Genomic DNA, 13,386 nt, shown 5'->3' on the forward strand with positions numbered 1-13,386 from the left:
GGCTACTCGGTGCGCAGCCCGTCGGGGCGGGTCATGCGGAGCAGCGGCGGCAGGGTGAGCAGCGTGACCGCGAGGACGACGCCCGCGCCGACGCCGGTCAGCGCCAGTACGTCGGACCAGACCACGGTCACCTTCGCCGCCGACATCCGCAGCAGCACCGCGCCCAGGCCGACGCCCACCACCGCGGCCAGCAGCAGGCCCAGCGTGATCGGGAGGGCCGACTGCCACAGCACCGACCAGCCGAGCGTGCGGCGCCGGGTGCCGAACGCGACCAGCGCCGAGAGCAGTCTGCGCCGCTCACGCAGCTGCTCCAGCTGGGAGACCAGCAGGCTCGCCCCGATCAGCACCAGCACGCAGGATGCGCCGATCAGCATGCCGGTGCGCAGCGAGGTGTACCGGGCGGACGTCTCGGTCGGCGTGACGGCCATGATCTCCGCGACCGGGTCAACCCGCGCGGCGGTGTTGCGCACGTACTCCTGCACGTCCGGCAGCGCCTGGTCCATCCGTACGAAGACCTCGCCGGACAGCGCCGGTTCGGCCGCCTTCGGCAGCGCGGCCGGGGTGACCAGCAGGCCGTTGGCGCGGGACATGAGCGAGTCTTTGCGCGCCGTGGCCCAGCGCAGGTGCTCCGGCACCGCGATCGGCACCGAGAGGCCGCTGATGTCGGCGTAGGCGGGGTCGATGTAGGCGTCGTGACCGGGACGCAGCACGGCTTCACGCGAGGTGCGGTCGAAGTCGGTGCCGTACTCCGGACTGGCCAGGGCGAAGGTGTCGCCGTCGCGGCAGGACGGCAGATGCGCCAGCTCGCGCAGTGAGGCGCAGTCGCCCACGACCACGTCGAGCGAGGCGTCCGCGTCCCGCGGCTTCTCGCCGAGCGAGGCGGTGGCCAGCCCGACCGAGGCCCGCACCCCCTTGGTCCGGGCGACCGCGGCGGCGGCCGGGCCGACGCGGCTGTCGTCGGAGAGGGCGATCTCCAACTGGGCGCGCGACGGGTCCTTCCCGGTGTTCTTCTCGTACTGCCCCTGCACGCCCGCGAAGAGCATCTGGAGCGCGATGGCACCGGCGACGGCGACCGCGACGCCGTTGACCGTGCGGGCCGCCGTGCCGCTGCTCAACTGGAGCCTGCGCACGGCCAGTTGCCAGGACAGCGGGCCCGGGTCGAGCCGGGCGACGGCGCGTTCCACCAGCCAGGGCAGCAGCGAGGTGACGCCGATCAGGAGCAGCAGGACACCGGCGACGACGAGGTACTGGTTGAAGTCGCCGTTCGAGTGGCCCTGGCCGATCATCGGGTAGAGCAGCGCCAGCCCGGCCAGCGGCAGCAGCAGTCGCCACCACAGCCGGCGCCGGGCGGGCACGGCGGTGCGCACCACGCCGAGCGGCTCGATGACCACCCCGCGCATGGCCAGCAGCGTCACCAGCACCGCGCACGCCGGGACCGCGAGCGCGACCAGCAGGACGAGCAGGGGAGAGGGGTCGAGGTAGGCGGGGTAGAAGCTCTCGCCCATGACCGTCACCGAGCCGGCGAGCTGCCGTCCGGCCAGGAACAGTCCGGCGCCGATGACCAGCCCGATCAGCGAGCCGGCCAGCGCCTCGCCCGCCGCGATCCGACGGGTGGTCCAGCCGTCGGCGCCCACGAGGCGCAGCGCGGCCAGCCTGCGGTCGCGCCGCTCGCCGCCGAAGCGCACGGCGGCGGCGATGAACACCGCGACCGGCATCAGCAGCACCACGAACACGACCAGCATCATCATCAGCAGCACCGGGTCGACCTCTTCGACGCCCGGCTGAGGGTCCCCGAACGCGCGCAGCCGTTCGACGCGGGCACCCCCGGTCTTCGGCTTCAGACCCTCGGCGCCGGCGTAGTACGCGAGTTCACGCGGGCCGAGCAGCCCCTTCGCGCCGACGGTCCCGGTGATCCGGTACGGCAGCCGCTCGCGCAGCAGCTTCGCGTCGGCAGAGGCGAGGAGTTCGCCCAGCGCGGGGGAGACCAGCATCTCGCCTCTGGCCGGGAAGCGGTCGACGCCCGGCGGCAGCGGGGCCTTCGGGCCCTCGGGTTCGAGGAGACGGCCGCGGATCGACTTGGTCCGCCACCAGGTGTCGGTGTCCGCCAGCAACAGGGTGTCGTCGCCCTTGGGGCGCGGATGCAGGGCGAACGTGTAATCGGTCCGGGCCTCCTCCACCACATGGCGGCCGGAGACGACACCAGGCAGTGCGGTGGTGAGCAGCAGCAACGCCACGCCCATACCGACGCCGACCGCGGTCAGCGCCGTACGGACCCACCCCTCGCGCCCCCCGGTCACGGCGAACCGGGCCCCCATCCCCAGGTCTCGCGCGTACTGCCGCAGGCTCATGCGATGCGCTCCATGTCCCGTGACCGGCCGTCGCGCACGACGATCTCGCGGTCGGACCAGGCCGCGACCCGGGCCTCGTGGGTGACGAGGACGACGGCCGCGTTGGTGGAGCGGGCGGCGTCGGTGAGCAGTTCCATCACGCGTTCGCCGTTGAGCGAGTCCAGCGCGCCGGTCGGCTCGTCGGCGAACAGCACCCGGGGCCCGGTGACCAGCGCCCGCGCCACCGCGACCCGCTGCCCCTGGCCGCCGGAGACCTGGCCGGGCCGCTTGCGCCGGAGGTCGTCCACCTCCAGGCGCTCCATCCAGGCGAGCGCGGCCCGCTCGGCCTCCTTGCGGCCGGTGCCGTTCAGCCGCAGCGGCAGCGCCACGTTCTCCACACAGGTCAGCTCGGGGACGAGCTGGCCGAACTGGAAGACGAAGCCGAACTCGCCGCGCCTGAGCGCGCTGCGCTCGCTGTCGCTCATGGTGGTCAGCTCGCGTCCGGCATAGGTGATCGAGCCGGAGTCGGGGCGCACGATGCCGGCGAGGCAGTGCAGCAGCGTGGACTTGCCGGAGCCTGAGGGGCCCATCACGGCGACGACCTCGCCGGGGTGGACGGAGAAGGCGGCGTCGTCGAGGGCCGCGGTGGGCCCGTAGGACTTGCGCAGCTCACGGGCGACGAGCAGGGAGCCGTCGGGCGAGGTCATGCGACCACCTCCGTGCGAAGTTTGTCGAGGCGTGCCGCGGTCAGTTCCAGCCATCTGAGGTCGGCCTCCAGATGGAACAGGGCGTGGTCGCAGATCAACTGGTCGGCCAGGTCGCCCTTGCGCTTGCGGTCGGTGAGGACGCGCATGGTGCGCAGGTGCTCGGCGCGCTGGGTGTCGAGGACGTCGGCGGCGTCGCGGTGGGTCAGCAGGGCGAGCACGACCTTGGTGTACAGGGTCGAGCGGAGGTATTCCTCCGGCTTCTCCGGGGCGGTGAGCCAGCGCTCGACGTCCGTGATGCCGGCGTCGGTGATGGCATACCGCTTCCGGTCGGGCCCTTCGCCCGCCTCGATGCCCTCGACCTCCACGAGGCCGTTCTTGAGCAGCCGGGACATGGTCGCGTAGACCTGCCCGTAGGCGAGCGGCCGGTCGTGGCCGAAGGTGTCGTCGAAGGCCCGCTTGAGGTCGTAACCGTGCCGGGGGCCGGACTCCAGGAGTCCTAGAAGGGTGTGACCGATGGACATGGCGAGCACTCTACACACGGTGTATACCCCCGGTGCATAGGGGTGCACGGAACGGTCAACTCCGTTTTTTCGGGCGTCCCCACGGGCAACCTTGGGCGCTTCCTGCCCGTCGGTTCCTTTGGGGTGGGTGCCGGTGGGTGCTCATTCTCACGTCCGTAAAAGAGTGGATCGGGCGCTCTTTGTCACATAGAGGGGTGTTAGCTTTCGGAGCTGACCCCGAGACGGAAGCGGAGCCAAGGGACCCATGGGACGAGCGGACGAGAGACGAGCGCGCCAGCGCGGCGGCCACCGCGCGGCACCCGGACGCCGTTCGGCAGCCCCGGCCTCCGAGCCCTCCGGCGGTCCCGGCGGCCCGGTCGGCAAGCCCGCCAAGGGCCGAATACGCCGGCTGTTCACCTGGAAGAAGATCCTCGGCACGTTCTTCGGCCTCTGCCTGCTGTGCATGGCCGGCTTCGCCGCGCTGTACATGTCGGTCGACGTGCCCGCGGGCAACGTGGCCGCCCAGCGGCAGAGCAACGTCTACAAGTACAGCGACGGCACGGTCCTCGCCCGCGACGGCGAGGTCAACCGCGAGATAGTCGACCTCTCCAAGGTGCCGCGCAAGGTCCAGCTGACCTTCGTCGCCGCCGAGAACAAGTCCTTCTACACCGACCCCGGCGTCGACCTGAAGGGCACCGCCCGCGGCCTGCTCAACACCCTTGCCGGACGCGGCAAGCAGGGTGGCTCGACCATCACCCAGCAGTACGTCAAGAACTACTACCTGAGCCAGGACCAGACCGTCTCCCGCAAGCTCAAGGAGATGGTCATCTCGCTGAAGGTGGAGCGCGAGAAGTCCAAGGACGAGATCCTCGCCGGGTACATCAACACCAGCTACTACGGCCGCGGCGCCTACGGCATCCAGGCCGCCGCCCAGGCGTACTACCACGTCGACGCCCAGGACCTCACGGTCCAGCAGGGCGCCTACCTCGCGGCCCTGCTCCAGGCCCCCAGCCAGTACGACTGGTCCACCGCGACGCCGACCGGCAAGCGGCTGGTCACCGACCGCTGGAACTACGTCCTGAACAACATGGTCAAGGAGCACTGGCTCGACCCGGGCAAGCGCGCCGCCCTGAAGTTCCCGGTGCCCAAGGCGCCCAAGGGCGCGCCCGGCATGGAGGGGCAGAAGGGCTATCTGGTCCAGCTGGCCAACACCCAGCTGCAGAACCAGATCATGAAGCAGCAGGGCATCTCCCGCTCGGAGGCCGAGGCCAAGGTCGAGGGCCAGGGCTGGACCATCACCCTGAACGTCGACCGCAAGAAGCAGGCGGCGCTGGAGAAGTCGGTCAAGAACCAGCTCACCAGCAAGCTGGAGCCCAAGCAGCGGCCCGTCGACGCCGACGTCCAGGCCGGCGCGGCCTCCGTAGATCCGAAGACCGGCCGGATCGTGGCCCTCTACGGCGGCCAGGACTATTACAGCCACTGGACCGACAACGCGTTCCGCCGCGACTACCAGCCCGCCTCCACCTTCAAGCCGGTCATCCTCGCGGCCGCGCTGGAGCACGAGGCCACCACCCAGAGCGGCACCCTGATCGGCGCCAACACCGTCTACGACGGCACCAGCCGCCGCCAGGTCCTCGACCACGGCTCCCGCGTCGGCTTCGCCCCGCCCAACGAGGACGACGCGAACTACGGCCCGATCAGCGTCCAGACGGCGATGAACAAGTCCGTCAACTCCGTGTTCGCGCAGATGGGCGTGGACGTCGGCATGGACAAGGTGATGGACACCGCCAAGCGGCTGGGCATGGACACCGAGGGCATGCAGGCGGTTCCCGCTCAGACCCTCGGCTCCATGGGCGCGAGCCCGCTGGAGATGGCGGGCATCTACGCCACCCTCGACAACCACGGCCGCAAGGTCACCCCGAGCATCATCAAGTCGGCCGAGCAGCAGGGCCGTACGGTCCAGCTGCCCAACCCGGTCGGCGAGCGGGTGCTCGACCGGACCACCGCCGACACGGTGACCTCCGTGCTCACCGGCGTCGTCGACGACGGCACCGCCCGCCAGTCCGTGGCGAACAGCGCACTGCGGACCGGGCAGCAGGTGGCCGGCAAGACCGGCACCTCGGACTGCGACCGCTCGGCCTGGTTCACCGGCTACACCCCCGATCTCGTCACCTCCGTCGGCCTGTTCGGCGAGGCGCACAAGGACGGCGGCACCGGCTGCGAGGGCGAGAAGGTCAAGAAGTTCGCCCATGTCTCGCTCAAGGGCACCATGGGCGGCGGCCGCGTCAACGGCGGTGGCCCGCCGGCCCAGATCTGGGCGGCCTACACCTTCGGGGTGACCCGGCAGGCCGACTTCGACCTCGACACCACCCAGGGTGCCGCCGTCGCCCCGACCCCGCCGCCGAGCCCCACCAAGACCCCGTCCCAGACGCCCTCGCAGACCCCGAGCAGCGAACCGCCCACCTCCGCGCCGCCGTCCGAGACACCCAGCGAGACGCCGAGCGACACCCCGTCCTCGACGCCTCCCACCCAGAGCCCGACCCAGACGCCGACCACCCAGCCGCCGTCCGGGGGCTTCACCCCGCGCAACCCGTTCGACCCGGGCCAGCGGGACGCCCAGCGGTAGGCGTGACACACGCGAAGGGCGCCCGGCACGATGCCGGGCGCCCTTCGCGTCGTACGGGACGGGGGCCGGGGTCAGCCCCCGTGCAGCTCGAACCAGACGACCTTGCCGACGCCCAGCCGGGTCGCGCCCCAGCGCCGGGCCAGCTTGTTGACCAGGTACAGGCCCCGGCCGCCCTCGTCGGTGGCGCGCGCCTGGCACAGCCGGGGGAGCTGCGGCACGTCGTCACCGACCTCGCAGCGCACCACGTCCGTGCGCAGCAGCCGCAGGGTCACCGGACGCGTGGTGTAGCGCACCGCGTTGGTGACCACCTCGCTGACCAGCAGCTCGACCGAGTCGGTGAGGTCCTCAAGGCCCCAGTCGGCCAGCGCCGTCCGGGCGAGGCGGCGGGCCTTGCCGGGGGCCGCGTCCTCCGCGTCCAGCGACCAGTACCGCACGTCGTCGGACGCGATCCCGTCGAAACGGGCCGCGAGCAGGGCGATGTCGTCGTCCCGGTCGCCGGGGCCGAGCATGTCCAGCACCTCGTCGCACAGCGCCTCCAGCGGCGGCGGGTGGTCCGGGCCGGTCAGCTGCGCGGTCGCGGTCAGCCGCTCCCGCAACTGCTCTATGCCGGTCCACACGTCCCGCAGCCGGGACTCCACCAGGCCGTCGGTGTACAGCAGCAGCGTGGCCCCGGCGGGCGCGTCCAGCTCGACCGCCTCGAAGTCCACCCCGCCCACGCCGATCGGCGCGCCCGGCGGCACCCGCAGCACCTCGGCGGTGCCGCCCAGGTGCAGCAGCACCGGCGGCGGATGACCGGCGTTGGCGATGGTGATGCGGTGCGCGACGGGGTCGTAGACCGCGTACATGCAGGTCGCCATGCGGTCGGTGCCCAGGCGCTGGGCCTGCTCGTCCAGGTGGTGCAGGACCTCCTGCGGGGGCAGGTCCAGGCCGGCCAGGGTCTGCGCGGTGGTGCGGAGCTGGCCCATGATCGCGGCCGAGGTCATGGAGTGACCCATCACGTCACCGACCACCAGAGCCACCCGGCTGCCGGGCAGCGGGATCGCGTCGTACCAGTCGCCGCCGACCCGTGCGGTCTCCGCCGCGGGCAGATACCGGGAGGCCAGTCGTACACCGGTCGGGTGGGGGAGGGTCTCGGGGAGCATGGTGCGCTGCAACTCGTCGGCGATGTACGCCTCGCGGCCGTAGAGCACCGCCTTGTCGATGCCAAGCGCGCTGTGCGTGGCGAGCTGCGCCGCCACCAGCAGGTCCTCCGCCTCGAAGGCCAGCCGGTCCGGGCGGCGCAGGAACACCGCCGCGCCGATCACCCGGCGCCTGCCGCGCAGCGGGGCGAGGATCGCCCGCTGGCCGGACGGGACGAGCGCCTCGCCGTCCTCGCCGAGCAGCTCGGGCAGCGCGGCGCGCGCGGCCGGGGTGTCCGCGAACACCGGGCGCACCCCGCGCAGCACCTCGTTCAGCGCGCCGCCGGGACGCACCTCGCACAGCTCGGCGGTGAGCGCGGCCGGGCCGGAGAGCGCGGCGAGCGCCGCCGCCTCGGCGTCAGGTTCCGGGAACGCGGGCGGCAGCAGCAGCCCCTCGGTCTCCCGCTCGTCCGGAATCCGGTCGGTGCGGCGCAGCCGCAGCACCACCGGACCGGTGGGCCGTTCGTCGCCGACCGGCAGCGGATCGCGCAGATAGACCAGGATCGCGTCGGAGAAGGTGGGCACGGTGGCGCGGCACAGACCCATGACGATCTCGTCCAGGTCGAGGCCGCGCGCGATGCGCCGGGTGGCCGCGCCGACGAACCGCAGCCGGTCGCCGTCACGGCGCATCGGCATCGGGCGTCCGGGCGGGCCACCGCGGCCGGTACGCCGCTCCTGGCCGCCCGGAGAGCGCTCCTGCTCGGCGCCCGGCTGGGCGGGAATGGACTCCGGCGCGGGCCTCGGACGGTGTTCCCCCACGCTGGACTTCGCGCGCGCGGGAGGTTCCCCCATGGGCTCGGCGGCGGCAGGCTGCGAGTGCTCAGGGCCGTTGACTGGGCGCTCCTTCTTCTTGTTCTTCCCCGTGCCCGCGCCGCCCCGGGTCTGGGCCGGTGCGCCCAGCAGCGCCCCGCGCACGGCGGGGTCGACGCCCGGCTGGGGGCGTCCGCAGGAGGAAGTGGGCTGCTCCGTCACGCGTGTCGAATCCGTCCGTCCGGGGCCGCGCGCAGGGCGCGCGGGAGATGCCGCCGAAGTCCCGATACCCGGATCACGTGCCCCAGGAACGGAATTCCCGCGTGGTCAGGGGTGGTTTCCGCCGAGCGGGTGAACCCCGCGCCGGCCGGGCCACCGCCCGCCTCGTACCCCTCGCTCACGTGCTGCCGCCCCTCGGTGACATATGGTCAGGCTCTGCGCAGACGCCGGTAGTTGTACCTCGGTGCCCTTGCGGAGGACGATCCTACGGTTGTGGTCCGGGGGCGCATCAAGGGTCTCATGAGGACACGTACGCGGGCGTACGGTCCCAGTCCTCCGGAAGCGCGGGCACCGACCAGGACGGATCGGGCCGCCAGTGCTGCCAGCCGTCGGTGTACGGGGAGCCCCACGCCTCGATCACCTCCACCGCTCGCCGGCCCGCCGACTTCACCCGCCCGGCGGTCTCCGCGTCCATCAGGCCGTCCCGCCGGGCCTGGGCGAACTCGTCCTCGTCCCGCCAGTGCCAGGTGCGGTCCGGGTGGACGGAGATGTCCAGGAAGTGGTCCTCGGAGTCGACCCCGCCGGCCCAACGGGCAAGCGGCTGCTCCAGGTTGACGTACCAGTTCTTGAAGCGCCAGCCCGGTTCCCAGAACAGCCACACCGACCAGGGCTCACCGGGCCGGGCCAGCTTCAGCACCCCGGTGCCGAACCAGCGGTCCCGCCGCACCACGCGCGGCTTGGTGTAGCGGGACTCCAGCGGCTCCAGATGGACCGGGGTGCCGTCGGCGAGGACCGGCTTGACGCACTCGGTGCCGGGGGCCAGCCATACGGCGAGCAGCTCGGCGTCGTCCCGGACGACGGTGACGGGACGCGCGATGTGGACCGCGTCGCCCGCGTTCTCCCGGTACCGCCACAGGATCGGGGTGCCGGGGGTCCAGTACGCCGCCGTCGGGGCCGCTTCCGCTCGTCTCACCGCTTCGTCGTCCGTCATGGACAGATATTAGGTGCCGGAAGCACCCGATGCTGCGGTGCGCGTCACCCTTCCGGACAGGTGGCGGGAAATCGGCGGTGACGTTCGCGGGACGTCACGGGCGCGTCATCCGCAGGACATCCAGCGCCTCGTCCAGCTGGCCGAGCGTCAGGTCGCCGCGCTCCACATAGCCGTCCTCCAGCACCACCTCGCGGATCGTCTTCCGTTCCGCGAGCGACTTCTTGGCGATCCGCGCGGCCTCCTCGTAACCCAGGTAGCGGTTGAGCGGGGTCACCACCGAGGGGGAGGACTCGGCGTACTCGCGGGCGCGCTCGCGGTCGGCGGTGATGCCGTCGATGGTCCGGTCGGCCAGCAGGCGGGAGGCGTTGGCCAGCAGCCGCACCGACTCCAGCACGTTCTTCGCCATGACCGGGAGCATCACGTTCAGCTCGAAGTTGCCCGCCGCGCCGGCCGTGGCGATGGTGGCGTCGTTGCCGATGACCTGCGCCGCGACCATCAGCACCGCCTCCGGGACGACCGGGTTGACCTTGCCCGGCATGATCGAGGAGCCGGGCTGGAGGTCGGGCAGGCGGATCTCGGCAAGGCCGGTGCGCGGTCCCGAGGACATCCAGCGCAGATCGTTGGCGATCTTCGTCAGGCCCACCGCGACGGTCCGCAGCTGGCCGCTGGTCTCCACGATCCCGTCGCGCGCGCCCTGCGCCTCGAAGTGGTCGCGGGCCTCGGTGAAGGGCAGCCCGGTCGCCCGCGCCACCTCCTCGATGACGGCCGCCGAGAAGCCGGGCGGGGTGTTGATCCCGGTGCCCACCGCCGTGCCGCCGAGCGGGAGTTCGGCCAGCCGGGGCAGCGAGGCACGCAGCCGCTCCACGCCGTACGTCACCTGCGCCGCGTAGCCGCCGAACTCCTGGCCCAGGGTCACGGGGGTCGCGTCCATCAGGTGCGTGCGCCCGGCCTTCACCACGTCCGCGAACTCCTCCGCCTTGCGGGTGAGGGCGGTGGCCAGGTGTTCCAGGGCCGGGATCAGGTCGTGGACCACGGCCGCGGTGGCCGCGATGTGGATCGAGGAGGGGAACACGTCGTTGGACGACTGGGAGGCGTTTACCTGGTCGTTGGGGTGCACGTCCCGGCCCAGCCGCTCGCCGGCGAGGGTGGCGATGACCTCGTTGGCGTTCATGTTGGAGGAGGTGCCGGAGCCGGTCTGGAAGACGTCCACCGGGAAGTGCGCGTCCCAGATGCCGTCCGCGACCTCGGCGGCCGCCCCCCGGATCGCGTCGGCCACGTCCCGGTCCAGCACGCCGAGGTCGGCGTTCACCTTCGCCGCCGCCCCCTTGATCCGGGCCAGCGCCTCGATGTGCGCCCGCTCCAGACGCTGCCCGGAGACGGGGAAGTTCTCGACGGCGCGCTGGGTCTGCGCGCGCCACTTGGCGTGGGCGGGGACACGGACCTCGCCCATGGAGTCGTGCTCGGTGCGGTACTCGTCGGTCATACCCGGTACAGCGAACGGGGTCGCCGCGATGTTCCTGGGCTGCGCCGGACGCGGCTCAGTGCACCGAGAAGCCGCCGTCCACGAAGAGGGACTGGCCGGTGACGTACCCCGAGGCGCGGCTCGCCAGGAAGACGGCGGCGCCCGCGAAGTCCTCGGCGAGGCCGTTGCGGCCCACCATCGTCCGCGCGGCCAGCGCCGCCACCTTCTCCGGGTCCGACGACAGCCGCGCGTTGAGCGGTGTCATCACGAAGCCCGGCACCAGCGTGTTGGCGGTGACACCGTGCGGCGACCACTCCTCGGCCTGGGAGCGCGCGAGCGACTCCAGCGCGCCCTTGGAGACGCCGTACGCCCCCGAACGGACGAAGGCGCGGTGCGCCTGCTGGGAGGAGATGTGGATGATCCGCCCGAAACCCCGCTCGGCCATGCCGGGCCCGAACCTCCGGCTGAGCAGGTGCGGCGCCTGGAGGTTCAGCGCGAGGGTGAGGTCCCAGTCCTCGTCGCTCAGCTCGCTGAAGGGCGGACGCAGGTTGACGCCGGCCGAGTTGACGAGGATGTCGGGCTCGCCGAACACCCCGGCCGCCTCCTCGGCGGCGGCCCGCACGCCGTCCCGCCTACTCAGGTCGGCGCTCACCCACCCGGCACGGCAGCCCAGTTCGGCGAGCTGGGCGCAGGTCGCCTCCAGCGCCTCCTTGCCGCGCGCGACGACCACCACCGAGGCCCCGGCCCGCGCCAGCGCCTCGGTGATCGCGCGCCCGATGCCGGAACTGCCCCCGGTCACCACGGCGACGCGGCCGTCCAGCGAGAACAACCCGGAGAGATAAGCCGCAGAAGTCATGCGGGCACCCTAGGGGGCCGCCGGAAACGGCCCCCAGGAGGGGGCTCAGGCCAGGCCGGGGCCCCGGACCGGGATCGAGGTGAACGTCGGCGCGGGCGCCGGGTCCTGGAAGAAGTCGTTGCCCTTGTCGTCGACCACGATGAAGGCCGGGAAGTCCTCGACCTCGATCTTCCAGACCGCCTCCATGCCCAGCTCCTCGTACTCCAGGACCTCGACCTTCTTGATGCAGTCCTGGGCGAGGCGCGCGGCGGGGCCGCCGATGGAGCCGAGGTAGAAGCCGCCGTGCGCGTCGCAGGCGTCGGTGACCTGCTTGCTGCGGTTGCCCTTGGCCAGCATCACCTTGGAGCCGCCGGCCGCCTGGAACTGCTCCACGTAGGAGTCCATCCGCCCGGCCGTGGTCGGGCCGAAGGAACCCGAGGCGTACCCCTCGGGGGTCTTGGCCGGACCGGCGTAGTACACCGGGTGGTCCTTGAGGTACTGCGGCATGTCCTCGCCCGCGTCCAGCCGCTCCTTGATCTTGGCGTGCGCGATGTCGCGGGCCACGACCAGCGGGCCGGTCAGCGAGAGGCGGGTCTTGACCGGGTACTTGGTCAGCTCCGCGAGGATCTCGTCCATCGGCTGGTTCAGGTCGATCTTGACGACGTCCCCGGCCTCGTCCAGATGCTCGTCGGTGGTCTCGGGGAGGAAGCGCGCCGGGTCCGTCTCCAACTGCTCCAGGAACACGCCCTCGGCGGTGATCTTGGCGACGGCCTGGCGGTCGGCCGAGCAGGAGACGGCGATGGCGACTGGGCAGGACGCGCCGTGCCGGGGCAGGCGCACCACGCGCACGTCGTGGCAGAAGTACTTGCCGCCGAACTGGGCGCCGATGCCGATCTTCTGCGTCAGCTCGAAGACCTTCTCCTCCAGCTCCTTGTCCCGGAAGCCGTGACCGAGCGCGGACCCCTCGGCCGGGATCTCGTCCAGGTAGTGCGCGGAGGCGTACTTCGCGGTCTTCAGCGCGAACTCGGCCGACGTACCGCCGACCACGATCGCCAGGTGGTACGGCGGGCAGGCGGCCGTGCCCAGCGAACGGATCTTCTCCTCCAGGAACTTCATCATGGAGGACTCGTTCAGGACGGCCTTCGTCTCCTGGTACAGGAAGGACTTGTTGGCCGAACCGCCGCCCTTGGCCATGAAGAGGAACTTGTAGGCGCCGCCGTCGGCCGCGTACAGCTCGATCTGCGCCGGGAGGTTGGAGCCGGTGTTCTTCTCCTCCCACATGGTGAGCGGAGCCATCTGCGAGTAGCGCAGGTTGAGGTTCAGGTAGGCGTCGTAGATGCCGCGGCTCAGCGCCGCCTCGTCGCCGCCCTCGGTCAGCACGTTCTGGCCGCGCTTGCCCATGACGATCGCGGTGCCGGTGTCCTGGCACATGGGCAGCACGCCGGCCGCCGCGATGTTCGCGTTCTTCAGCAGGTCCAGCGCGACGAACTTGTCGTTGCCGGACGCCTCCGGGTCGTCGATGATCCGGCGCAGCTGGGCGAGGTGGGCGGGGCGCAGGTAGTGCTGGATGTCGTGGATTGCCTCCTCGGCCAGCGCGCGCAGCGCCTCCGGCTCCACCTTGAGGAACGTCCGCCCGTCCGGCCCCTCGACGGTGGACACACCCTCGGAGGTCACCAGGCGGTACGGCGTGGTGTCCTCTCCCTGGGGGAGCAGATCGGTGTACGCGAACTCAGGCATCTCAGCCCATTCCTTCTTCGACGGACGGCGCCCGCCGACGCTGGCGAGCCTGTC

9 protein-coding genes are annotated in these 13,386 nt (G+C 71.9%); 1 reads left to right on the top strand and 8 read right to left on the bottom strand.

Features of this window, described 5'->3' with window-relative positions; genetic code table 11:
* Positions 1-2: 2 nt before the first annotated feature.
* Genes D0Z67_RS18685 through D0Z67_RS18695 form a run of 3 tightly spaced genes read right to left on the bottom strand, consistent with a single transcriptional unit; the run spans position 3 to position 3,555 of the window.
* Positions 3-2,348 (bottom strand): ABC transporter permease, encoded by a 2,346-nt coding sequence (locus tag D0Z67_RS18685; protein WP_031180978.1) that lies wholly within the window; start codon positions 2,346-2,348, stop codon positions 3-5.
* Positions 2,345-3,034 (bottom strand): ABC transporter ATP-binding protein, encoded by a 690-nt coding sequence (locus tag D0Z67_RS18690; RefSeq protein WP_031180979.1) that lies wholly within the window; start codon positions 3,032-3,034, stop codon positions 2,345-2,347. The genes D0Z67_RS18685 and D0Z67_RS18690 overlap by 4 nt, the downstream gene beginning before the upstream one ends.
* Positions 3,031-3,555: a PadR family transcriptional regulator gene (locus tag D0Z67_RS18695; protein WP_031180980.1), complete on the bottom strand. Its 525-nt coding sequence runs from the start codon at positions 3,553-3,555 to the stop codon at positions 3,031-3,033. Before D0Z67_RS18695 ends, D0Z67_RS18690 begins: the two co-directional genes overlap by 4 nt.
* Positions 3,556-3,799: 244 nt before the next feature.
* Here D0Z67_RS18695 and D0Z67_RS18700 point away from each other — a divergent pair, with 244 nt between their 5' ends.
* Entirely contained in the window at positions 3,800-6,160 is a 2,361-nt protein-coding gene (locus D0Z67_RS18700) for a transglycosylase domain-containing protein (protein WP_031180981.1), read from the top strand.
* Between the two features lie 71 nt (positions 6,161-6,231).
* Here D0Z67_RS18700 and D0Z67_RS18705 read toward each other — a convergent pair whose 3' ends face one another.
* The 5 genes from D0Z67_RS18705 to D0Z67_RS18725 all read right to left on the bottom strand — a co-directional run bounded on the left by D0Z67_RS18705 (position 6,232) and on the right by D0Z67_RS18725 (position 13,332).
* Entirely contained in the window at positions 6,232-8,310 is a 2,079-nt protein-coding gene (locus tag D0Z67_RS18705; RefSeq protein ID WP_031180982.1) for an ATP-binding SpoIIE family protein phosphatase, read from the bottom strand.
* A gap of 295 nt (positions 8,311-8,605) precedes the next feature.
* A complete protein-coding gene (gene fomD, locus D0Z67_RS18710; RefSeq protein WP_031180983.1) occupies positions 8,606-9,298 on the bottom strand; it encodes a cytidylyl-2-hydroxypropylphosphonate hydrolase in 693 nt (230 codons plus the stop codon).
* 94 nt (positions 9,299-9,392) lie between these two features.
* Positions 9,393-10,781: a class II fumarate hydratase gene (locus D0Z67_RS18715; protein ID WP_031180984.1), complete on the bottom strand. Its 1,389-nt coding sequence runs from the start codon at positions 10,779-10,781 to the stop codon at positions 9,393-9,395.
* 55 nt (positions 10,782-10,836) lie between these two features.
* Positions 10,837-11,616: an SDR family NAD(P)-dependent oxidoreductase gene (locus D0Z67_RS18720; RefSeq protein ID WP_031180985.1), complete on the bottom strand. Its 780-nt coding sequence runs from the start codon at positions 11,614-11,616 to the stop codon at positions 10,837-10,839.
* Positions 11,617-11,661: 45 nt separating this feature from the next.
* Positions 11,662-13,332 (bottom strand): fumarate hydratase, encoded by a 1,671-nt coding sequence (locus tag D0Z67_RS18725; protein ID WP_031180986.1) that lies wholly within the window; start codon positions 13,330-13,332, stop codon positions 11,662-11,664.
* Positions 13,333-13,386 lie beyond the last annotated feature (54 nt).

It is taken from the genome of Streptomyces seoulensis, from assembly GCF_004328625.1.
Lineage (GTDB): Bacteria > Actinomycetota > Actinomycetes > Streptomycetales > Streptomycetaceae > Streptomyces > Streptomyces seoulensis.

Excerpts from the sequence above, each read along its gene's own strand:
- D0Z67_RS18685 (WP_031180978.1), bottom strand. The coding sequence starts at position 2,348 with ATGAGCCTGCGGCAGTACGCGCGAGACCTGGGGATGGGGGCCCGGTTC.
- D0Z67_RS18690 (WP_031180979.1), bottom strand. The coding sequence starts at position 3,034 with ATGACCTCGCCCGACGGCTCCCTGCTCGTCGCCCGTGAGCTGCGCAAG.
- D0Z67_RS18695 (WP_031180980.1), bottom strand. The coding sequence starts at position 3,555 with ATGTCCATCGGTCACACCCTTCTAGGACTCCTGGAGTCCGGCCCCCGG.
- D0Z67_RS18700 (WP_031180981.1), top strand. The coding sequence starts at position 3,800 with ATGGGACGAGCGGACGAGAGACGAGCGCGCCAGCGCGGCGGCCACCGC.
- fomD (WP_031180983.1), bottom strand. The coding sequence starts at position 9,298 with ATGACGGACGACGAAGCGGTGAGACGAGCGGAAGCGGCCCCGACGGCG.
- D0Z67_RS18715 (WP_031180984.1), bottom strand. The coding sequence starts at position 10,781 with ATGACCGACGAGTACCGCACCGAGCACGACTCCATGGGCGAGGTCCGT.
- D0Z67_RS18720 (WP_031180985.1), bottom strand. The coding sequence starts at position 11,616 with ATGACTTCTGCGGCTTATCTCTCCGGGTTGTTCTCGCTGGACGGCCGC.
- D0Z67_RS18725 (WP_031180986.1), bottom strand. The coding sequence starts at position 13,332 with ATGCCTGAGTTCGCGTACACCGATCTGCTCCCCCAGGGAGAGGACACC.